Raw genomic sequence first — 19960 nt, 5'->3', positions numbered from 1 at the left:
AGGTCAAACGCCCCCGGGGCCGATGGGCGGCCCCTCCCTAAGGAGCCCTCATGACCGCGCCCGTCGTCCACTCGCTGCGCGAGCAGATCCGCGAGCACATCGTGGAGGGGATCGTCAGTGGGCGCTGGAAGCCGGGCGAGCGGATCGTGGAGCGTCGTATCGCCACCGAGCTGGAGGTCAGCCAGACCCCGGTGCGGGAGGCGTTGCGCGAGCTGGAGTCGCTGCGGCTGATCGAGTCGGCGCCGAACAAGGGCGTCCGGGTGCGGAACCTGACGGCGGCGGACCTGGAGGAGAGCTATCCGGTCCGGGCCGGTCTGGAGGCCATCGCGGCGGAGCTGGCGGCGGGGCGGCTGGCGCAGGACTGCTCGGCCCTGGAACCGCATGTCGCGGCGCTGTACGAGGCCGACCGGGAGTCGGACGGCACGGCCCAGGTGCGGCACACGGTGGGCTTCCACCGCGAGCTGGTCCGGGCGGCGGGCAACTCGGTGCTGCTGCACACCTGGGAGGGGCTGGGCATCGAGGTCTTCACCGCGCTGTCGATCCGCTGGCTGGGCACGGTCCAGCAGTCGTACGCGGAGGAGCACGAGGAGCTGGTGGCCGCGTTCCGTCGGCAGGATCCCCGGATCGCCGAGATCGTGAAGGCGCATGTGCTGGGCTGCGCGCCGCAGGCGTGAACCCTGAGCGGCACCCTGCTCAAACGTCGCGCGACCTGCGGAAACTCCAAGAATCCACGGCACCCGGTGTCTTGGGCCGAGGCACCCCGTGCCTACTTTGTCGCGATCAAGAGGTTTTCCCCTTCAACCCTTTGATCGATCATCGATCAGGGAGTTAGAGTCACGGCGGGCTTGCACCCAAGCCTCCGCCCTGTCCTGCCAAAGACAAAGGGCACCCCCAAAAGCCATAGGGAACCCCCTTCGACTGAGGAAGGCGGCGACATGACCGACCCCAAGGCCATCCAGCCGAGCGCGCTCGACCAGCTCCCCGACCGTGACCCGGAGGAGACCGCCGAATGGCAGGCCTCGCTGGACGCGGTCGCCAAGGCGGCCGGGCCGCACCGCGCGGCGTACCTGATGCGCCGCACCCTGGAGCGGGCCGAGGGCACCGGCATCGCGCTGCCCAAGCTTCTCGAGACCGACTACGTCAACACCATCCCGACCGCCGCCGAGCCGTCCGCGCCCGGTGACCAGGAGCTGGAACGCCGGATCACCGCGTGGAACCGCTGGAACGCGGCGGCCATGGTGAGCCGGGGCAGCAAGTACGGCGTCGGCGGCCACATCGCCACCTTCGCCTCCGCGGCCTGGCTGTACGAGACGGGCTTCAACCACTTCTTCAAGGGCAAGGAGGCCGACGGCTCGGGCGACCAGCTCTACATCCAGGGCCACGCCTCCCCCGGCATCTACGCCCGCGCCTTCCTCGACGGCCGGCTGACCGAGGACCACCTCGACAACTTCCGCCGCGAGTCCGCGGGCGGCGGCCTCCCGTCGTACCCGCACCCCCGCCGCCTGCCCTGGCTGTGGGAGTTCCCGACGGTGTCGATGGGTCTCGGCCCGCTGTCGGCGATCTACCAGGCGCGCTTCAACCGCTATCTGACCAACCGCGCCATCAAGGACGTCTCCGCGTCCCACGTCTGGGCCTTCCTCGGCGACGGCGAGATGGACGAGCCGGAGTCGACGGCGGCCCTCGCCCTGGCCAGCCGCGAGGGCCTGGACAACCTGACCTTCGTCATCAACTGCAACCTGCAGCGCCTCGACGGCCCGGTCCGCGCCAACTTCAAGATCGTGCAGGAGCTGGAGGCCCAGTTCCGCGGCGCCGGCTGGAACGTCGTCAAGTCGCTGTGGGGCTCGGCCTGGGACGAGCTGTTCCAGCTCGACACCACGGGCGCGCTCGTCCGCCGGCTGCGTGAGGTACCCGACGCGCAGGTGCAGACGTACCAGACGCGCGACGCCGCCTACATCCGCGAGGACTTCTTCGGCAAGGACCCGGCACTCGTCGAGATGGCGAAGCTGCTGAGCGACGACAAGATCCTGGAGTGTTTCCACCTCTCCCGCGGTGGCCACGAGGCGCACAAGGTGTACGCGGCCTACAAGGCGGCCGTCGAGTTCAAGGGCGCCCCGACGGTCATCCTGGCCCAGACGGTCAAGGGCCACACCCTCGGTGAGGGCTTCGCGTCGAAGAACGCCAACCACCAGATGAAGAAGCTCTCGGTGGACGAGTTCAAGACGATGCGCGACCTGCTGGAACTGCCCATCTCGGACAGCCAGTTCGTCGACGGGGTGGTCCCCTACGGCCACCCGGGCGCCGACTCCCCCGAGGTCCGCTACCTCCAGGAGCGCCGCGCGGCTCTCGGCGGCCCGGCCCCGGCCCGGCGTACACACGCGCTCGCGCCGCTGCCCGCCCCCGCCGAGAAGGCCTTCGCCTCCTTCGACAAGGGCTCCGGCACCCAGAACGTGGCGACCACCATGGCCTTCGTCCGCCTGGTCAAGGACCTGGTCCGGGACAAGGAGACCGGCAAACGCTGGGTGCCGATCGTCCCCGACGAGGCGCGCACCTTCGGCATGGAGAGCCTCTTCCCGTCCCTCGGGATCTACTCCCCCAAGGGCCAGACGTACGAGCCGGTCGACCGCGACCAGCTGATGTACTACAAGGAGGCCAAGAACGGCCAGATCCTCAACGAGGGGATCACCGAGGCCGGTTCGATGGCCGACTTCATCGCCGCGTCCACCGCGTACTCCACGCACGGTGAGGCGATGATCCCGTTCTACATCTTCTACTCGATGTTCGGCTGGCAGCGCACGGCCGACCAGATGTGGCAGCTCGGCGACCAGCTCGGCCGCGGCTTCCTGGTCGGCGCCACGGCCGGCCGGACGACCCTGACGGGCGAGGGCCTCCAGCACGCCGACGGTCACTCCCCCGTCATCGCGGCGACCAACCCGGCGGCGATGTCGTACGACCCGGCGTTCGCCTACGAGGTCGCGGCGATCGTCAAGGACGGTCTGCGCCGGATGTACGGCGAGGCGGCCCCGGACGAGGACCCGAACGTCTTCTACTACCTCACCGTCTACAACGAGCCGATGCCGCAGCCGGCGAAGCCCTCGGGCCCCGGCGTCGACGAGGGCATCGTCAAGGGCCTGTACCGCTTCAACACGGCGGAGTCGGCGGGCGTGGACGTGGCGGCGGCCAACGCCCCGCGCATCCAGCTCCTGGGCTCCGGCACGGCGATCCACTGGACGCTGAAGGCACAGCGGCTGCTCGCCGAGGAGTGGGGCGTGGCCGCCGACGTGTGGTCCGCGACCTCCTGGACCGAGCTGCGCCGCGACGCGCTGGAGGCCGACGCGGCCCTGCTGCGCGGCGAGGAGCGGCTGCCGTACGTCCGTCAGGCGCTCCAGGGTGCCGACGGTCCGGTGCTGGCGGTCTCCGACTACATGCGGCAGGTCCCCGACCAGATCGCGCAGTGGGTCGAGCAGGACTGGTCCTCGCTGGGCGCCGACGGCTTCGGTCTCTCCGACACCCGTGACGCGGCCCGCCGGCACTTCGGGGTCGACGCGGAGTCGATCGTCGTCGCGGCGCTGGCCCAGCTGGCGCGGCGGGGCGAAGTGAAGGCGACCGCGGTGAAGGAAGCGCGGGAGCAGTACGGGTTGTAGTTCGGCTGCGGGACCGGTGGGGGCTGGTCGCGCAGTTCCCCGCGCCCCTCAAAGGCAGGTCCGCTCAGGCGCACCTGTCTTTGAGGGGCGCGGGGCTGTGTTGGACCTGCGGCTCTGCCGCGCGGGCGCGACCAGCCCTGTGCACTGCGTTCAGAGGCGCGGGGCTGTGTCGCCTGTGCGGCTCTGCCGCGCGGGGAACTGCGCGACCGGTCATATCCGGCCCGCACCCGCCCGCGCACCCCCGGCATCATGGACCCATGCGTGCTGCCCGTCTGATCAAAATGGTGCTGCTGCTCCAGTCCCGGCCCTCCATGACCGCCGCCGAGCTGGCGCGGGAGCTGGAGGTGTCCGAGCGGACCGTCACCCGGGACGCGTCGGCGCTCTCGGAGGCGGGCGTGCCGGTGTACGCGGACCGGGGGCGGGCCGGCGGCTACCGCCTGATCGGCGGCTACCGCACCCGGCTGACCGGCCTGGCCCGCGGCGAGGCCGAGGCACTGTTCCTGTCCGGGGTGCCGGGTGCGCTGCGGGAGATGGGTCTGGAGGACGCGGCCTCGGCGGCCCGGCTGAAGGTGTCGGCGGCCCTTCTGCCGTCCCTGAGCGACGCCTCGCGCACGGCGGCCCAGCGCTTCCATCTGGACGCGCCGAACTGGTTCAAGGAGCCGAAGACCCCCGAGCTGCTGCCCACCGTCGCGGACGCGGTGTGGGACGACCGGCGGATCAGCGCGCGCTACCGGGGCCGGGAGGCCGCGGTGGAACGCGAGCTGGAGCCGTACGGGCTCGTGCTGAAGGCGGGGGTCTGGTACCTGTGCGCGAGGGTGGCGGGGCAGAGCGACTCCTACCGGGTGTACCGGATCGACCGGTTCACCGCGGTGACGGCCGGCGAGGAGCGGTTCAGCCGGGACGAGGAGTTCGACCTGCCGGGCTTCTGGGACGAGCGGGCCGAGCAGTTCGCGCGCTCGCTCCTGCGGGCGGAGGTCGTGGTGCGGCTGTCCGGGGACGGGGTGCGGGCCCTGCCGTACGCCCTCGATCCCGGGTCGGTGCGGGAGGCGCTGGCGGCGGCCGGTGCCCCGGACGAGGACGGGCGGGTGACGGTGACGCTCCCGGTGGAGTCGGAGGAGGTCGCGCACACACAGATCGCGGCGCTCGGGCCGGAGGCGGAGGTGCTGGCGCCGGAGAGTCTGCGGGCGCGGTTCGCCGGGGACGCGGCCCGACTGGCCGCGCTGTACGGGACATAACAATCCGCCGCACTCCACGTGCGCCCCACCTCCGCAGGGCCGATGCTTGACCCGTGATGGACGAGACGGAGTTCTGGGAGCTGGTGGACGCCACTCGCGTGGCCGCCGAGGGCGACCCCGAGGAGCAGGCCGACCTGCTCGTGGACCGGCTGCTCCGGCTGGACCCGGAGATGGTCCTCGACTTCGCCCGTCACTTCGAGGCCCGCTACAACCGCGCCTACACCTGGGACCTGTGGGGCACCGCCTGGGTCCTGCTGGACGGCGCGAGCGACGACGCCTTCGACTTCTTCCGCTGCTGGCTGATCGGCCAGGGCCGCGAGGTGTACGAGGGCGCGGTGCACGCCCCGGACTCGCTCGCCGAACTCCTCGACGACTTCGACGAGGAGCTGGACGGCGACGGCGAGGAACTCGGCTACGCGGCCGACGAGGCGTACGAGCAGCTCACCGGCACGGTCGCCCCCGACCTGGGCATCGCCCCCGCCCCCTCGGAGCCGCTGGGCTCCCCGCTCGACCTGGAGAGCGAATCGGTGCTGGCGGAACGATTCCCCAAGGTGTGGGAGCGCTTCAGGGGCTGAGGCGCGGACTCCCGCTCGGGCTCGGATTCCCGCTCGGGCTCGGGCTCCCGCTCGGGCTCGGCCTCGGCCTCGGGCGCGGACTCCCGCTCGGGCTCCCGCTCCCGCTTCCGCTCAGGCCGCGGTCCGGCGGCGGGTCGTGTCCGTCGGGATGTACGCCGGGGCGTGCTCGGCCTTCACCGCGTGGTGCATCGGCGCCGCGTTGGCCTGTTCGAGGGCGTTCGCCGTGACGGCGGCCGGGCCCAGGACGACGGCCGCGACCGCGCAGAGAACCGCCCAGGGGCCGCGGGCGTTCCTGGCCCGGCCGGCCGTGTTCCGTGTGGTGTTCCCGTCGGGGGTGCCCGGGTGACTGTTGTTCATGATCCCCACCTCCAGTCAGTGCGTGTGCATGACGATAGGGCGGCGGTCTCTGGGGCATCGGTGAGTCCGCTGGGAGAAGCCTGTGAGGCGGGCGGGGCCGGTCATCTGCCCTGGAGACGGGCCGCCAGGTCCCTGATCTCGGGCAGGCGGGCGCTCAGGGCCGCGCCCGGGCAGCTGGTCATGTAGCCGTCCTCGTGGCCGGCCAGGGCGGGGAGGGCGGCGGTGGTGCCGGCGGCGTAGCGGCTGAGGCCGTTGCTGGAGACCAGGCGGACCGTCCGGCGCGGGTCGATGTCGGCGAGGCCGAGTTTCCAGGCGGCGAGGGCGGCGATCGAGTCGGTCATCACCTTCGGGACCGGCACTCCGGCGGTGAACGTGCCCAGGGCGGCGATGCCGGTGGTGCGGTGGTTGAAGCCCTGGGTGTGGGCGCCGGTGACGGGGCGGTCGACGCCGCCCGCGCGGCCCTCGTAGATGGTGCCGCAGCGGTCGACGAGGAAGTTGTAGCCGATGTCGTCCCAGTGACGGGATTCGGTCATACCGGCGGCGAGGTAGCGGATGATGCGGGGGGCCTCGGCGCAGGCGTAGGCGTTGGGCGAGTCGGTGTGGTGGACGAACACCGCGACGACCTTGTCGTCGTAGCGGGGCGGCGGCCGGGTTCGGCCGCCCTCCTGTGTGTCCCAGGCCGAGCGGGGCACGATGGGCGGTCTGGTGGCGGGGTGGGCGACCGCGGGGCGGGCCGCCACCGGGCGGGCGCCCACGGCCCCGGCGCTCTCGATCCCGTGGGCGCACAGGGCCAGCGCGACGGCCGCGGCGAGGCCGGGCAGACAGCCCAGCAGCACGAGCGCGGGCCTCGGTATTCGTGCCGCGCGCGTTCTCCGGGAGCCCGTCGGTCTTCGGACACGCATGCCCTCCACTGTCCGGCCGATCCGGTCCGCCCGCGATGTGTGGTGTGCCACCTGGTGGAACCATCGTCCCGGTCCGGGACGTTTTCCCGGGTACACGCACGCGTGGCGGGTTCCGGACGCCACGCGCGCGTGGCTGATCACTGGGCGCGTCCCGTGCGTACTAGGGGTTCCTGGAGAAAGGCGGATCGGTGGACCTGCTCGACATCCTGCTCTTGCTGGTGATCCTCGCCTACGCGGCCTCCGGCTACCGGCGCGGCCTGGTCGCCGGCTGTGTCTCGCTGGCCGGTTTCGTGGGCGGCGCGGTCATCGGTGTGTGGGTACTGCCCTGGGTGATGGACCTGGTGTCCCCGGGCACCACCACGGCGACGGTGACCGCGGTCCTGACCGTCCTCGGCCCGGCCGTGCTCGGCCACGAGCTGGCGGGGCGGCTCGCGCTGCGGCTGCGCCGGGAGCTGGAGAAGGGGCCGCTGCGGGTGGCCGACGGGGTGGGCGGGGCCGCGGCCAACGCGGTGGCCGTGCTGCTGGTGGCGTGGGTGGCCGCGAGCGTCCTCGGGGCGTCCTCGTCGCCGCTGGTCACGACCGCGATCCGGGACTCGGCCCTGCTCGGCACCGTGCAGAACACCATGCCGGACACCACACCGACCTGGTTCTCGCGGGCCACCTCGGCGCTCACCGAGGCGGGCTTCCCCCAGGTCTTCAACCCGTTCGAGAACGAGTCGACGGCCGAGGTCGCCGAGCCCACCGGCGACAGCGTCACCGCGAGCGCCACCAACGCCGCCAAGCTCAGCACCGTGAAGATCGAGGGTGTCTCGGGCACCCAGGGCCGCGAGGGCAGCGGCTTCGTGTACGCGCCGCGGCACGTGATGACCAACGCCCACGTGGTGGCCGGCATCGACGACCCGAACGTCCGGATCGGCGGGGTCGGGCGGTCCTACGAGGCCCGGGTGGTGCTCTTCGACCCGGACAAGGACGTGGCCGTGCTGTACGTCCCCGAGCTGAGCGCCCCCGTTCTGCGCTTCGACGACAGCGCCACGCGCGGCGACTCGGCGGTGGTCGCCGGCTATCCGCAGGACGGCGATCTGAACCTCCAGGCGGCCACGGTCGCGGGCCGGGTGAAGGCGACCGGGCAGAACATCTACAACGACGCGAGCGTGACCCGCGAGATCTACTCGATCCGCTCCACGGTCCGCCCCGGCAACTCCGGCGGCCCGCTGCTCACCACCGACGGCAAGGTCTACGGCGTGGTCTTCGCCCGCTCCACCTCCGACGCCGAGACGGGGTACGTGCTGACGGCGGACGAGGTCGCCGCCGACGCGGCGGACGCGGCGGACGCGACGACGCCGGTGGACACGGGCGCGCTGACGACGTCCTGAACCTCCGACCCGGCAGGGGCCGGGTCAGAGACCGCGGCCCATGAGCACGTCGTCGACGTAGGCGCCGTCCAGGAGGAACTCCTCGGGCAGCACGCCCTCGACGACGAAGCCCTCGGACTCGTAGAGCCGGCGGGCCGGGGTGTTGTGGCCGAGCACCCGCAGGCTGATGCGGCGGGCGCCCTGCCGCCGGGACTCCTCCTGCGCGGCCCGCAGCAGCGCCCGGCCGACGCCGGCACCGCGCGCCGCCCCGGCGACGGCCAGTCCCTGGATCTGGCGGACGTGCGCGTTGCAGACGAGCGAGGTCGGGTACCCGAGCCGGACATAGCCGACGACGCTGCCGCCGAGTTCCGCGACGAGGTGGTCCCGGGGGCCGAACCGCTCGTTGAAGAAGGGGTCGTACGGCGGTTGCGGGCGGGGGGTGACGGCGTGCAGCGGGGACCAGGTCTCGCGGTCGAGGCGGCCCAGCGGCTCCTCGTCGTCGGGGGTGGCGTGGCGGATGTTCGGAACCGGCATGCCGGCCACTTTACGGCGGACGTTCGATGACCCCACCGGGGTTTTTCCCGGCCGCTGAGCAAGGATGGTCCTCATGGAACGTTCGCGAATCGCGGTGGCCGGCGCGTCCGGTCTCATCGGTGGAGCCCTGGCGCGGTCGCTGACCGCCGACGGACACGAAGTGGTGCGTCTGGTGCGCCGGGAGCCCAGGGCGCGGGACGAGGTGCGCTGGGACCCGGAGCGGAAGTACGTCGACACGGCAGGCCTCGCCGGGTGTGACGCGGTGGTCAACCTGGCCGGGGCGAACGTGGGCTCGCGCCGCTGGACGGAGGCGTACAAGGCGAGGATCCGCGACAGCCGGCTGCTGGGCACGACGACCCTCGCCGAGGCCGTCGCCTCCCTGGACACGCCGCCGCGGGTCTTCGTCAACGGCAGTGCGATGGGCATCTACGGCGAGACCGGCGACCGGACCGTCGACGAGGACGCGCCGCCCGGGACGGGGTTCCTGCCCGAGCTGTGCGTGGAGTGGGAAGGGGCCGCCGCGCCGGCCGAGGCGGCGGGTGTCCGGACCGTGTTCCCCCGGACGGGCCTGGTGGTGTCCCGCAAGGGCGGGGCGTGGGGCAAGCTCTTCCCCCTGTTCCAGGCCGGGCTCGGCGGGCGGATGGGCGACGGACGGCAGTACTGGTCGTTCGTCTCGCTGCACGACGAGGTGGCCGCGATCCGGCATCTCATCGACACCGACACGCTGTCCGGGCCGTTCAACGTGACCGCCCCGCAGCCGCTGACGAACCGTGAGATCACCGCCGCCATGGGGCGGGTGCTGCACCGGCCGACGCTGTTCACGGTGCCCTCCCCGGTGCTGCGGGCCGTGCTCGGCGAGATGGCCGGCGATGTGCTGGGCAGCCAGCGGGTGTTGCCGATGCGGCTGCTGGAGTCCGGGTTCGCGTTCACGTTCCCGGGGATCGAGGAGGCGATCCGGGCGGCGAGGTGACCCGCGCGGCCGTATGCGACCGTCGTGCGACCGTGCCCTGTCGATGCGCGACTGCCGCCGACCGGGCACGGTCCTACCCTCATGCCGAACTCGGGTATTCCCGGAGGCAGTTGGGGGCATGACGTCTCCACCGGCCGCGCAACCTCGAGGAGGGGCACGTGCTTGAGCACGCGTACCAGGCGGACGTCGTGATCGTGGGGGCCGGGATCGCCGGTCTGTCCGCGGCACATCGGCTGACCAGCGCAGGAGTGAGGACCACGGTGCTGGAGGCCGCCCCGTGTGTGGGCGGCCGGATGGCGACCGAGAAGGTCGACGGCTTCCGGCTCGACCGCATCGGACAGCTGCTGTCCACGACGTATCCCGAACTACGGCTGACACCCGGCCTCGACGGGCTCGTGCTGCGGCGCTTCGCCCCGGGCGTGCTGTTGCACAGCGACGGCCGCCACCATCGCGCCGGCCCGTTCGGGAATGCGGGGGGCGCGGGGGGCGCACGCAGCGCACTGGGCGCGCTCTACGCGGCGCGCGCCCTGGCAAGCGCTCCTGGGCGTACGGCTCCCCGGCCGGCCTCCGTGCCGAAGGCCGGGGCGACCGTCCCGCTCGGCGGCGCCGTCGACCAGGCCCGGCTCGGTGCCGCGCTGTCCCGGATCGCGCACCTGCCCGTCGCCCGTCTGCTGGCCCGTCCCGAACTGCCCGCCGGGCAGGCCCTCGCGGCCCGGGGGGTGCCGGCCCGGACGATCGACGGCTTCCTGCGTCCGCTGCTCGCCGCCCTGCTGTGCGACCCGGGGCTGACCACGTCCAGCCGGTGTGCGGACCTCGCGCTGCGGGCGTTCGCGGGCGGCCGGCTGTGTGTGCCGGAGGGTGGGGCCGACGCGCTGCCCGAGCTGCTCGCGCAGACGCTGCCGCCGGGCACGGTGCGCACCGGAGTCCGGGTCACCTCGGTCTCCACGACCTCGGTGACGACCGCCGAGCACGGCGAGATCCGCTGCCGGGCCGTGCTGGTCGCGACGGACGCCCGGGCCGCCGCCGGACTGCTGCCCGGCCTGCGGGTCCCGGACTTCCATCCGGTGACGGTGGTCCACCACACCACGGACCAGCCGCCGGCGACCGGCGCGGCCCTGCTGCTCGACGCGGACCGGGGCGGCCCGGTCGCGCACACGGCGGTGGTCAGCCGCGTCGACCCGACCCGGGCCCCGGCGGGCCGCACCCTCGTCTCCTCCACGGTCCTCGGGCCACCACCGTCCGACCTGGACACCGCCGTCCGCATGCACCTCGCCCGTCTCTACGGCACCTCCACCCGCCGCTGGGAGACCCTCGCCGTCCACCACACCGCCGAGGCGGTCCCGGCGATGCGCCCACCGCACGACCTGCGCCGCCCGGTCCGCCTGCTGGCCGGCCTGTACGTGTGCGGCGACCACCGCGACACCAGCACCGTGCAGGGCGCCCTGCACTCGGCCCACCGCGCCGCGTCGGCCCTCCTGACCGACCTCGGAGCGAACGAATCGATGCACCGCGCGGAGCCGTTACCGACACCACGGGCGGCGTGAACGAAGGAGGACGGGGCGTGGGCTGTCGGCGTGGACCGCGTGCCGACGGCCGGTGCCCGTCCGGCAGGGCGGACTCCGCCGTCATGGCTCGGTGCCGTGACGGCGGAGTCGGGATCGGCCGGACTAGCCGAGGGCCGCGATCTTGTCGCGGTAGCCCCGGACCGGTGCCGCGTCCTTGTACGGCTCCAGCCTGCGCTCGAAGTCCCGTACGTACTCGATCGCCCGGACCGACCGCATCTCCGCCGCCTGGCCGGCCGCCTCCGCGCCCAGCGCGCAGGCCTGGTCGAGTTCGCCGAGGCCGAGTCGGGCGGTGGCCAGGACGATGCGGCAGAAGAGGCGGCTGCGGGCGTAGGCGGGGGCGCGCAGTTGCAGGGAGCGTTCGGCGTGCTGGACGGCCGAGCGGAACTGCTGGAGGTCGCGGTGGCAGTGCCCGAACTCGTCGGCGAGCTGGGCCTCGTCGAAGAACCGGGCCCAGTGCGGGATCTCGTCGCCGGGCCGGGCCGCCTCCAGGGCGCGTTCGGCCCGGACCAGCGATCCGGTGCAGGCGCGCACCTCGCCGAGCACCCCGTGCCCGCGCGCCTCGACCGCGTGCAGCAGCGCCTGCACCATGGGCGGGGCGTTGGTCCCCACCCCCTGCTGCGCCACCCGCGCGAGCTGCACGGCCTCCCGCCCGTGCCCGAGATAAACGGCCTGTCTGCTCATCGTCACCAGCACATAGGAGCCGTACGCCCGGTCCCCGGCCGCCTGCGAGAGCCGCAGCGCCTGGACGAAGTAGCGCTGGGCGAGGCCGTGCGCGGCGATGTCGTACGACGTCCAGCCGGCGAGTCTGGTGAGGTCGGCGGCGGCGGCGAACAGGCGGCGGCCGGTCTGCTCGCCGTAGGTGCCGCGCAGCATCGGCTCGCACTCGTGCTCCAGGTAGCGCACGAGGGCCTGGCGGGCGTGGCCGCCGCCGTACATGTCGTCGAGGGAGCGGAACAGCTCGCCGACCGAGCGGAGGGCGGAGATGTCGCCGCCGGTGACCTTCTGGCCGGGGCCGCGTTCGGCCTGGCCGCGCTGCCGGGGTACTCCCGGACGTCCCTGCGCGGGGACCCGCTGAGGGGGCTCGCCGCCGTGGGCCACCTTGTCGTCGGCCCGGCCGATCAGCCAGTCCCGGCTGGGGACGACCAGGCCGGCCGGGGTGAACGCGATCTTGCGGAGTTCGGCGTGGCTGCCGGAGTCCTTGCGCCACAGCCCGCCGACGATGTCGACGGCCTCCTCGGGGGTGGCGGCGAACTCCAGGCCCGCGTAGACGGGGGCGCAGGCGTCGAGCCCGAGGTCCTGGGCGGTGAGTCTGCGGCCGAGGCGGCGGGTGAAGACCTCGGCGATGAGGGCGGGGGTGGTGCCGCGGGGCTGCTGCCCGCGCAGCCACCGGGTCACGGAGGTCTTGTCGTATCTGAGGTCCAGCCCGTGTTCGAGACCGAGCTGGTCCACCCGACGGGCGAGACCAGCGTTGGAGAACCCCGCTTCTGCGATGAGCGCGGCGAGCTGGCGGTTGGGAGTGCGCTGCGCGGGTCGTTCCGTCATCTGCGGTGCGGTCTCCTGCCTTCGGGCCTCGCGGAGGCCGCTGCGGTGCCTGCGTTGCCCGGATTGCCTGTGAGCAGCCCTTATGGCCTCGGTGAACGGCGCGAATGTAGCGGAGAGTGAGCACCTGATCGCACATTTCGACGTTCGTTCATCCGATCGTGTGAGGATTGGCCGCACGGCTGACGGGCATCGGCCGGACGTACAGTGGCGTAGGCACGATTCGTGCCTTACCACCTGCCAGGGGTTCTAGGGAGGCGCTTGCCGTGAGTGAGTTGCGGTTCGTCCGTATGGGGTTCGGTGCGGACGCCGTCGAGTACCAGGAGGCGTGGGACGAGCAGCGCCGGGTGCACGCGGCCCGGTTCGCCGGCGAGATCCCCGACACCGTGCTGCTCCTGGAGCACCCCCCGGTCTACACGGCCGGCCGGCGCACGGCGGACAGCGAGCGACCGCTGGACGGCACCCCGGTCGTCGACGTCGACCGCGGCGGCAAGATCACCTGGCACGGCCCGGGCCAGCTGGTCGGCTACCCGATCCAGCAGCTCCCGCGCCCGGTGGACGTGGTGGCCCACGTACGGCGTCTGGAAGAGGCCCTGATCCGCACCTGTGCGGAGTTCGGCCTGGAGACCAGCCGGGTCGAGGGCCGCAGCGGGGTGTGGGTGCTGGGCGATCCCCGGCAAGAGGCCGCGCAGCGCCCGTCGCTCGGCGGCCTGTCCCTGGACTTCGACCCCCGTCTGCACGACGAGGAGTTCGACCCGCGGATGAACGGCCCCGAGTACGCCCCCTCCAACGCCGGCCAGCGCCGCGAGGACCGCAAGATCGCGGCGATCGGGATCCGGGTGGCGAAGGGGGTGACCATGCACGGCTTCGCGCTCAACGTGAACCCGGACAACAAGTGGTTCGACCGCATCATCCCGTGCGGTATCCGGGACGCGGGGGTCGCTTCCCTCGCGGGTGAGCTGGGCCGGGACGTGACGATCGACGAGGTGCTGCCGGTGGCCGAGCGGCACCTTCGTGATGTGCTGGAGAACGCCGAGCTGAGGCCGCGGGAGATCGAGCCGGCGTCGACATAACCCCTGCGGGCCGGCCCACCGATCTTCCTCGCCCCCGCCGCCCCTTCCCGTCCCGACCCGGGGGCCAGCCCCCGGACCCCCGCTCCTCAAACGCGGGAGGGGCTGATGTCAGCCCGTCCGGCGTTTGAGGACGAGGCCCCTTCAGGGCCGAAGCGGGGGTCTGGGGGCGGCAGCCCCCAGGAACGGGACGGGCGCGGGAATGCCCTCCGGTTCCGCAAGGTTGGCCACCCCGGGGACCCAAAACGCACGGGCGTACCCTGGTGTACGCCAAAGAATCGAAGCTACAGGGAGCCGATGTGTCCGCAGTCGCACCCGACGGACGCAAGATGCTGCGCCTGGAGGTCCGGAACGCCCAGACCCCCATCGAGCGCAAGCCCGAGTGGATCAAGACCCGGGCGAAAATGGGTCCCGAATACACGAAGATGCAGAACCTCGTGAAGAGCGAGGGCCTGCACACGGTCTGCCAGGAAGCCGGCTGCCCCAACATCTACGAGTGCTGGGAGGACCGCGAGGCCACCTTCCTCATCGGTGGCGACCAGTGCACCCGGCGCTGCGACTTCTGCCAGATCGACACCGGCAAGCCCGAGGCCCTCGACCGTGACGAGCCCCGGCGTGTGGGCGAGTCCGTGGTCACCATGGACCTGAACTACGCCACCATCACCGGCGTCGCCCGTGACGACCTGGAGGACGGCGGTGCGTGGCTCTACGCCGAGACCGTCCGCCAGATCCACGAGCAGACCGCCGGCCGCGAGGCCGGCCGGACCAAGGTCGAGCTGCTCGCCCCCGACTTCAATGCGGTCCCGGAGCTGCTGGCGGAGGTCTTCGCCTCCCGCCCCGAGGTCTTCGCGCACAACGTCGAGACGGTCCCCCGGATCTTCAAGCGGATCCGCCCGGGCTTCCGCTACGAGCGCTCGCTCAAGGTCATCACCGAGGCCCGCGACTACGGCCTGGTCACCAAGTCGAACCTGATCCTCGGCATGGGCGAGACCCGCGAGGAGGTCAGCGAGGCGCTTCAGCAGCTGCACGACGCGGGCTGCGAGCTGGTGACCATCACGCAGTACCTGCGCCCGTCCGTGCGCCACCACCCGGTGGAGCGCTGGGTCAAGCCGCACGAGTTCGTGGAGCTGAAGGAGGAGGCCGAGCAGATCGGTTTCTCCGGCGTGATGTCCGGTCCGCTGGTGCGTTCCTCGTACCGCGCCGGCCGGCTCTTCCAGATGGCGACCGACCTGCGTCAGTCGGATGCCGCGCAGCGGGGTGGCTCGTACGCCGCCTCCCAAGCTGTGTGAATTCGCGCACAAGAGACTACTCGCCAGTAACGGCTGATTTGACGCGGCCCTGACCGTCCGCCCTGATGAGGGCGTACGTCAGGGCCGCGTCGATGTCCGGGAGCTGCGCACCAAGGCTTCATCGTCGTTTGACCGGTCGGTCACGCCCTGGTAACACCAATCAGTGACGCTGTACTCACACCACGTAGACCCACACCCAGAGCCGTTACGAGGGGGACCTCCACCATGCAGGCCGCGCCGGTTCGCGCCACCGCCATTCCGTCCATCACCGACGCACTCCGTGCCGTCGAGTCGCTGCTGATGAGCAGCGGCCAGCGCACCGCTCGCCGCAACGCCTGGACCTCCGTCATGGAGGACCGCCGCCGCGCCAAGGACCGGGTCGAGGCGCAGCGCATAGTGGAGCAGGCCTTCACCGTGCGCCCCTGACGCCCTCCCGCGCCCGTCCCGCGGACACTGCCGTCGTCGGCGCTTCCGGGGGCACGTAGACTTCACCGCATGGCGAGGAAGGACACGGCAGCGGACGCTGCGAATCCCGGGCGACTCAAGCAGATCGCTCTGACCTACAAGATGACTCGCAGGGCCGACAAGAAGATCGGTCTTGTACTCGCGGCTGTCGGAATCGTCACCTTCGGTGCCTTCCTCGCGATCGGTTTCTTGATCGGTTACCCCATCTATCTCGGCATTCTGGGCCTCCTGCTCGCCTTCCTCGCGTCGGCGATCGTGTTCGGGCGCCGGGCCGAGCGAGCGGCCTTCGGGCAGATGGAGGGCCAGCCGGGCGCTGCCGCGGCGGTCCTCGACAACATCGGCCGGGGCTGGACGACCACCCCCGCGGTGGCGATGAACCGCAGCCAGGACGTGGTGCACCGGGCGGTCGGCAAGGCCGGCATCGTCCTGGTCGCCGAGGGCAACCCGAACCGGGTCAAGAGCCTGCTGGCCGCCGAGAAGAAGAAGATGAACCGTATCGTCGCGGACGTGCCGGTGCACGACCTGATGGTGGGTGCGGGCGAGGGCCAGGTCCAGCTGAAGAAGCTGCGCACGGCCATGCTGAAGCTGCCGCGGGTGCTGACCGGCCCGCAGGTGACGGCGACCAACGACCGGCTGCGGGCCATGGGCGACCTGATGAGCAACATGCCGTTGCCGAAGGGCCCGATGCCGAAGGGCATGAAGCTCCCGAAGGGCGGGCCGAAGGCCCGCTGAGCCCCGCTCGTCCGGAACCACCCGCGCAGGAAATCCCTCGTACAGGAAAAGGGGGCGCCCGGATCACTCCGGGCGCCCCCTTCGTCGTACGGGCGTCGGCCGGCCGTAGGGCTTCGGCCTGCCTGCGTCGTACCGGTGTCAGCCGCGTACTTCCGCGGTGCGGGCCAGTCGGTCGTGCAGGCCCCGGCCGTCACGGTCCCAGATCAGGGCGGGGACGGCGAGGCAGAGCAGGGCGGTGCGGAGCAGGGCGCGCAGCGGGTTCACGCGGCCGGTGTCGAGGGCGATCACGCGCAGGCCGAACAGGCGCTTGCCCGGCGTGAAGCCGATGGTGCCGACGGTGAGGGCGCCGAGCAGGAAGAAGACGAGGAGCGCCCAGTTGCTGGTCGCCTGGTCGTAGCCGTGCGTGACAAGGCCGTATGCGATCAAGAGGCACAGGGCCCAGTCGACGGCGATGGCGCCGAGACGGCGGCCGGGGCGGGCGATCGAACCCGGTCCCTCCTCCGGCAGACCGAGCTGCTCGCCGCGGTATCCGAAGTCGACACCGGCTTCCTCCGCGGCCGCGCGCGGTCCGGAAAGCCACGATCCGATTGCTTGCCTGTTGTCCACCCGTCCACGGTACTGCGGCCGTTTCGCGATGCGGACAGGTGGGGTAGGCACGTCGATGTCCGGTTAACTTGTGCGAAACAAATGAGTCACGCGCGAGAAACCACCCGTCCCTAGGGTCGAGGTCAGCGTGTGCCACCGCACTGGCCGCACGAACGAGCTACCACCCCGACAGGGAACGGTCGGGAGTAGGAGGAGTTGGATGTTCCAGAACGCCGACGAGGCCAAGAAGTTCATCGCGGACGAGGACGTCAAGTTCATCGACGTCCGCTTCTGCGACCTGCCGGGGGTGATGCAGCACTTCACGCTGCCGGCGACGGCCTTCGACCCGGACGAGGAACTGGCCTTCGACGGCTCCTCCATCCGCGGCTTCCAGGCCATCCACGAGTCGGACATGGCGCTCCGCGCCGACCTGTCCACCGCACGCGTCGACCCGTTCCGGCGCGACAAGACGGTCAACATCAACTTCTTCATCCACGACCCGATCACGGGTGAGCAGTACTCCCGTGACCCGCGCAACGTGGCCAAGAAGGCCGAGGCGTACCTGGCGTCGACCGGTATCGCGGACACCGCGTACTTCGGTCCCGAGGCCGAGTTCTACGTCTTCGACTCCGTCCGCTTCGCGACCAGCGCGAACGAGTCCTTCTACCACATCGACTCCGAGGCCGGCGCCTGGAACACCGGTGCGCTGGAGAACAACCGCGGCTACAAGGTCCGCTACAAGGGCGGTTACTTCCCGACCCCGCCGGTCGACCACTTCGCCGACCTGCGTGCCGAGATCTCCCTGGAGCTGGCCAACTCCGGCCTCCAGGTCGAGCGCCAGCACCACGAGGTGGGCACCGCCGGCCAGGCCGAGATCAACTACAAGTTCAACACGCTGCTCGCCGCGGCCGACGACCTCCAGCTCTTCAAGTACATCGTGAAGAACGTGGCCTGGCGCAACGGCAAGACCGCGACCTTCATGCCGAAGCCGATCTTCGGTGACAACGGCTCGGGCATGCACGTCCACCAGTCGCTGTGGACGAACGGCTCCCCGCTCTTCTACGACGAGGCCGGCTACGCGGGCCTGTCGGACACCGCCCGCTACTACATCGGCGGCATCCTCAAGCACGCCCCGTCGCTGCTCGCCTTCACCAACCCGACGGTGAACTCGTACCACCGTCTGGTGCCGGGCTTCGAGGCGCCGATCAACCTGGTGTACTCGCAGCGCAACCGCTCCGCGGCCATGCGTATCCCGATCACCGGCTCCAACCCGAAGGCCAAGCGCGTCGAGTTCCGCGCGCCCGACTCCTCCGGCAACCCGTACCTGGCGTTCTCCGCGCTGCTGCTCGCGGGCCTGGACGGCATCAAGAACAAGATCGAGCCGGCCGAGCCGATCGACAAGGACCTGTACGAGCTGGCTCCCGAGGAGCACGCGAGCGTGGCGCAGGTCCCGACGTCCCTCCCGGCCGTCCTGGACCGCCTGGAGTCGGACCACGAGTTCCTCCTCCAGGGCGACGTCTTCACGCCGGACCTGATCGAGACGTGGATCGACTTCAAGCGCACCAACGAGATCGCGCCGCTGCAGCTGCGTCCGCACCCGCACGAGTTCGAGCTCTACTTCGACGTGTGATCGGTCCGTAGACCCTTCGACGGCGCCCCCGTTTCCTGGTTTCTCAGGACGGGGGCGCCGTCGTATGGTTTCCTGCACAACTGTTCGAGAGTCAGGGGCGGGGGTTACGGGGATGTCCGAACAGGACGACGCCGAGCGGGAGTTCGACATCAGGTGGGCCGACGACGCCGAGCACAAGGAGCCCTCCGCGCGGGCCCGGATGCTGGCCGCCCGGTGGAAGGAGAAGCCTCCGGAGGCGGTGCCGTTCCGGGCGGAGCCCGAGGGTGTGGGACCCCGGCGGTCCTCGTGGCTGTCGACGGTGATCGTGCTCGGGAGTGTGGCGGCGATCATCGTGCTGCTCGGGTACGCGAACTTCCGAGCGCCGTACTGAGCCGTGCGCGAGGACATCAGGGCGGTGCCGCGCGGGTCGGCGGAGGTCGGCGAACCGCTCGACCGGGGGCGGCATCCGTTCGGTGCGTATGTGCTCGGCAGGCGGAAACCGAAGGCCGGGATCCGGGGCTGAGCCTTTGCTGCACCTAGGGCTGATCACAACCGCTTCATGGCAGGGCCGGGTGCACACTGGCATCGGGGCGAGTGCCTGACTGCGGGGTGATGCGAGATGCAGAGCCGTTTCCGGAGCGACCGGCGGTTGACCGTACGGATGACGGTCACGATGTTTCTGCTCGGGCTGCTGTACGTGGCCTTCATAGCGGCACTGATCGTGCTGCTCAAGTCGTGGGTGATGGTCGTCGCGCTGATGGCGGCCATGTTCGTCGCACAGTTCTGGTTCTCCGGCCGGATCGCGCTGTTCGCGATGCGCGGACGGGTCGTGGAACGCGAGGAGTATCCCGAACTGCACGCCGTGATCGACCGGTTGTGCGCGCTCGCGGACATGCCCAAGCCGGTGGTCGCCGTCTCCACGATGGACATGCCGAACGCGTTCGCCACCGGGCGCAACCCCGACCACGCCGTCGTCTGTGTGACCACCGGACTGCTGCGGCGGCTGGAGCCCGCGGAGCTGGAGGGTGTCCTCGCGCACGAGTTGTCGCACGTGGCGCACAAGGATGTCGCCGTGATCACCGTCGCGTCCTTCCTCGGCGTGGTCGCGGGCCTGATCGTGCGGTTCGCCTTCTACTCCCAGGTGTTCGGCGGCGGGCGCCGGGACCAGAACACCGCCATCGTCTTCGCCGCCGTGATGGGAGTGTCCGCCTCCGTGTACGCGATCAGCTTCCTGCTGATCAGGGCCCTGTCCCGGTACCGGGAGCTGGCGGCGGACCGGTCGGCGGCGCTGCTCACCGGCCGCCCCTCGGAGCTGGCGTCCGCGCTCACCAAGGTCTCCGGCGACATCGCCCGGATCCCCACCAAGGACCTGCGCACCGCCCAGGCCTTCAACGCCTTCTACTTCACCCCGGCCCTGGGCCGGGAGCCCGGTGCGGCACGGCTCTTCTCCACCCACCCGAGCCTGGAGCAGCGGCTGGAGCAGCTGGGGCGGATCTCCGGCGAGCTGGGCGAGGCCGCGGCCCCGGGGAGGGCGGGCTGA

At 71.5% G+C, this 19960-nt stretch carries 19 protein-coding genes; 14 read left to right on the top strand and 5 right to left on the bottom strand.

The window, feature by feature from the left end; all coding sequences use genetic code 11:
- Positions 1 to 50 precede the first annotated feature (50 nt).
- From ACZ5VD_RS05555 to ACZ5VD_RS05540, 4 genes are all read left to right on the top strand, one after another.
- On the top strand, positions 51 to 674 hold the full coding sequence (locus tag ACZ5VD_RS05555; RefSeq protein ID WP_468549323.1) for a GntR family transcriptional regulator: 624 nt from the start codon (positions 51 to 53) through the stop codon (positions 672 to 674).
- A gap of 261 nt (positions 675 to 935) precedes the next feature.
- Positions 936 to 3641, top strand: coding sequence for a pyruvate dehydrogenase (acetyl-transferring), homodimeric type (gene aceE / locus ACZ5VD_RS05550; protein ID WP_468549322.1), 2706 nt, complete (start codon positions 936 to 938; stop codon positions 3639 to 3641).
- Between the two features lie 257 nt (positions 3642 to 3898).
- Entirely contained in the window at positions 3899 to 4876 is a 978-nt protein-coding gene (locus tag ACZ5VD_RS05545) for a helix-turn-helix transcriptional regulator (protein WP_468680891.1), read from the top strand.
- A gap of 56 nt (positions 4877 to 4932) precedes the next feature.
- Positions 4933 to 5451 carry a DUF4240 domain-containing protein gene (locus ACZ5VD_RS05540; protein ID WP_468680976.1) on the top strand — a complete coding sequence of 173 codons (519 nt, stop codon included), beginning with the start codon at positions 4933 to 4935 and terminating at the stop codon, positions 5449 to 5451.
- A gap of 111 nt (positions 5452 to 5562) precedes the next feature.
- Here the strand turns inward: ACZ5VD_RS05540 and ACZ5VD_RS05535 are convergent, their stop codons facing one another.
- A complete protein-coding gene (locus ACZ5VD_RS05535; RefSeq protein WP_468680890.1) occupies positions 5563 to 5808 on the bottom strand; it encodes a hypothetical protein in 246 nt (81 codons plus the stop codon).
- A gap of 101 nt (positions 5809 to 5909) precedes the next feature.
- Positions 5910 to 6710, bottom strand: coding sequence for a peptidoglycan recognition protein family protein (locus tag ACZ5VD_RS05530; protein ID WP_468680888.1), 801 nt, complete (start codon positions 6708 to 6710; stop codon positions 5910 to 5912).
- Positions 6711 to 6898: 188 nt separating this feature from the next.
- Here ACZ5VD_RS05530 and ACZ5VD_RS05525 point away from each other — a divergent pair, with 188 nt between their 5' ends.
- On the top strand, positions 6899 to 8083 hold the full coding sequence (locus ACZ5VD_RS05525) for a MarP family serine protease (RefSeq protein WP_468549318.1): 1185 nt from the start codon (positions 6899 to 6901) through the stop codon (positions 8081 to 8083).
- 24 nt (positions 8084 to 8107) lie between these two features.
- Here ACZ5VD_RS05525 and ACZ5VD_RS05520 read toward each other — a convergent pair whose 3' ends face one another.
- Positions 8108 to 8596 (bottom strand): GNAT family N-acetyltransferase, encoded by a 489-nt coding sequence (locus tag ACZ5VD_RS05520; RefSeq protein ID WP_468549317.1) that lies wholly within the window; start codon positions 8594 to 8596, stop codon positions 8108 to 8110.
- 73 nt (positions 8597 to 8669) lie between these two features.
- Between ACZ5VD_RS05520 and ACZ5VD_RS05515 the strand changes: the two genes are divergently transcribed.
- A complete protein-coding gene (locus ACZ5VD_RS05515) occupies positions 8670 to 9566 on the top strand; it encodes a TIGR01777 family oxidoreductase (protein ID WP_468549316.1) in 897 nt (298 codons plus the stop codon).
- A gap of 158 nt (positions 9567 to 9724) precedes the next feature.
- Positions 9725 to 11110, top strand: coding sequence for an NAD(P)/FAD-dependent oxidoreductase (locus ACZ5VD_RS05510; protein ID WP_468680886.1), 1386 nt, complete (start codon positions 9725 to 9727; stop codon positions 11108 to 11110).
- A 123-nt stretch (positions 11111 to 11233) separates the two neighbouring features.
- Here the strand turns inward: ACZ5VD_RS05510 and ACZ5VD_RS05505 are convergent, their stop codons facing one another.
- A complete protein-coding gene (locus ACZ5VD_RS05505; RefSeq protein WP_468549314.1) occupies positions 11234 to 12673 on the bottom strand; it encodes a regulator in 1440 nt (479 codons plus the stop codon).
- Positions 12674 to 12936: 263 nt separating this feature from the next.
- On the opposite strand from ACZ5VD_RS05505, the gene lipB reads away from it, so the two are divergent.
- From lipB to ACZ5VD_RS05485, 4 genes are all read left to right on the top strand, one after another.
- Positions 12937 to 13743: a lipoyl(octanoyl) transferase LipB gene (gene lipB / locus ACZ5VD_RS05500; RefSeq protein ID WP_468549313.1), complete on the top strand. Its 807-nt coding sequence runs from the start codon at positions 12937 to 12939 to the stop codon at positions 13741 to 13743.
- A gap of 296 nt (positions 13744 to 14039) precedes the next feature.
- Positions 14040 to 15029, top strand: a complete 990-nt coding sequence (lipA, locus tag ACZ5VD_RS05495) for a lipoyl synthase (protein WP_468549312.1) — start codon at positions 14040 to 14042, stop codon at positions 15027 to 15029.
- A gap of 225 nt (positions 15030 to 15254) precedes the next feature.
- Positions 15255 to 15455 (top strand): SCO2195 family GlnR-regulated protein, encoded by a 201-nt coding sequence (locus ACZ5VD_RS05490; RefSeq protein ID WP_468549311.1) that lies wholly within the window; start codon positions 15255 to 15257, stop codon positions 15453 to 15455.
- Positions 15456 to 15524: 69 nt separating this feature from the next.
- Entirely contained in the window at positions 15525 to 16226 is a 702-nt protein-coding gene (locus ACZ5VD_RS05485) for a DUF4191 domain-containing protein (RefSeq protein WP_468549310.1), read from the top strand.
- A gap of 138 nt (positions 16227 to 16364) precedes the next feature.
- Here ACZ5VD_RS05485 and ACZ5VD_RS05480 read toward each other — a convergent pair whose 3' ends face one another.
- Entirely contained in the window at positions 16365 to 16832 is a 468-nt protein-coding gene (locus ACZ5VD_RS05480) for an RDD family protein (protein WP_468680885.1), read from the bottom strand.
- A gap of 199 nt (positions 16833 to 17031) precedes the next feature.
- Here ACZ5VD_RS05480 and glnA point away from each other — a divergent pair, with 199 nt between their 5' ends.
- The 3 genes from glnA (at position 17032) to htpX (ending at position 19960) form a co-directional block, all read left to right on the top strand.
- Positions 17032 to 18441 (top strand): type I glutamate--ammonia ligase, encoded by a 1410-nt coding sequence (gene glnA, locus ACZ5VD_RS05475; RefSeq protein WP_468549308.1) that lies wholly within the window; start codon positions 17032 to 17034, stop codon positions 18439 to 18441.
- 112 nt (positions 18442 to 18553) lie between these two features.
- The gene (locus tag ACZ5VD_RS05470; RefSeq protein WP_468549307.1) at positions 18554 to 18811 is read left to right on the top strand and encodes an SCO2583/SCO2584 N-terminal domain-containing protein; all 258 of its coding nucleotides are present in this window, start codon (positions 18554 to 18556) and stop codon (positions 18809 to 18811) included.
- 228 nt (positions 18812 to 19039) lie between these two features.
- Positions 19040 to 19960, top strand: a complete 921-nt coding sequence (htpX, locus tag ACZ5VD_RS05465) for a zinc metalloprotease HtpX (RefSeq protein WP_468549306.1) — start codon at positions 19040 to 19042, stop codon at positions 19958 to 19960.

This window comes from Streptomyces sp. NPDC032822, from assembly GCF_055578825.1.
This window is presented reverse-complemented; position numbering and strand designations above follow the sequence as displayed.

Bases quoted from the DNA above. Each gene is read 5' to 3' on its own strand.
- ACZ5VD_RS05555 (WP_468549323.1), top strand. From the start codon at position 51: ATGACCGCGCCCGTCGTCCACTCGCTGCGCGAGCAGATCCGCGAGCAC.
- ACZ5VD_RS05540 (WP_468680976.1), top strand. From the start codon at position 4,933: ATGGACGAGACGGAGTTCTGGGAGCTGGTGGACGCCACTCGCGTGGCC.
- ACZ5VD_RS05530 (WP_468680888.1), bottom strand. From the start codon at position 6,710: ATGCGTGTCCGAAGACCGACGGGCTCCCGGAGAACGCGCGCGGCACGA.
- ACZ5VD_RS05505 (WP_468549314.1), bottom strand. From the start codon at position 12,673: ATGACGGAACGACCCGCGCAGCGCACTCCCAACCGCCAGCTCGCCGCG.
- glnA (WP_468549308.1), top strand. From the start codon at position 17,032: ATGTTCCAGAACGCCGACGAGGCCAAGAAGTTCATCGCGGACGAGGAC.
- ACZ5VD_RS05490 (WP_468549311.1), top strand. From the start codon at position 15,255: ATGCAGGCCGCGCCGGTTCGCGCCACCGCCATTCCGTCCATCACCGAC.
- htpX (WP_468549306.1), top strand. From the start codon at position 19,040: ATGCAGAGCCGTTTCCGGAGCGACCGGCGGTTGACCGTACGGATGACG.
- ACZ5VD_RS05515 (WP_468549316.1), top strand. From the start codon at position 8,670: ATGGAACGTTCGCGAATCGCGGTGGCCGGCGCGTCCGGTCTCATCGGT.
- ACZ5VD_RS05535 (WP_468680890.1), bottom strand. From the start codon at position 5,808: ATGAACAACAGTCACCCGGGCACCCCCGACGGGAACACCACACGGAAC.
- ACZ5VD_RS05485 (WP_468549310.1), top strand. From the start codon at position 15,525: ATGGCGAGGAAGGACACGGCAGCGGACGCTGCGAATCCCGGGCGACTC.
- ACZ5VD_RS05545 (WP_468680891.1), top strand. From the start codon at position 3,899: ATGCGTGCTGCCCGTCTGATCAAAATGGTGCTGCTGCTCCAGTCCCGG.
- ACZ5VD_RS05470 (WP_468549307.1), top strand. From the start codon at position 18,554: ATGTCCGAACAGGACGACGCCGAGCGGGAGTTCGACATCAGGTGGGCC.
- ACZ5VD_RS05520 (WP_468549317.1), bottom strand. From the start codon at position 8,596: ATGCCGGTTCCGAACATCCGCCACGCCACCCCCGACGACGAGGAGCCG.
- aceE (WP_468549322.1), top strand. From the start codon at position 936: ATGACCGACCCCAAGGCCATCCAGCCGAGCGCGCTCGACCAGCTCCCC.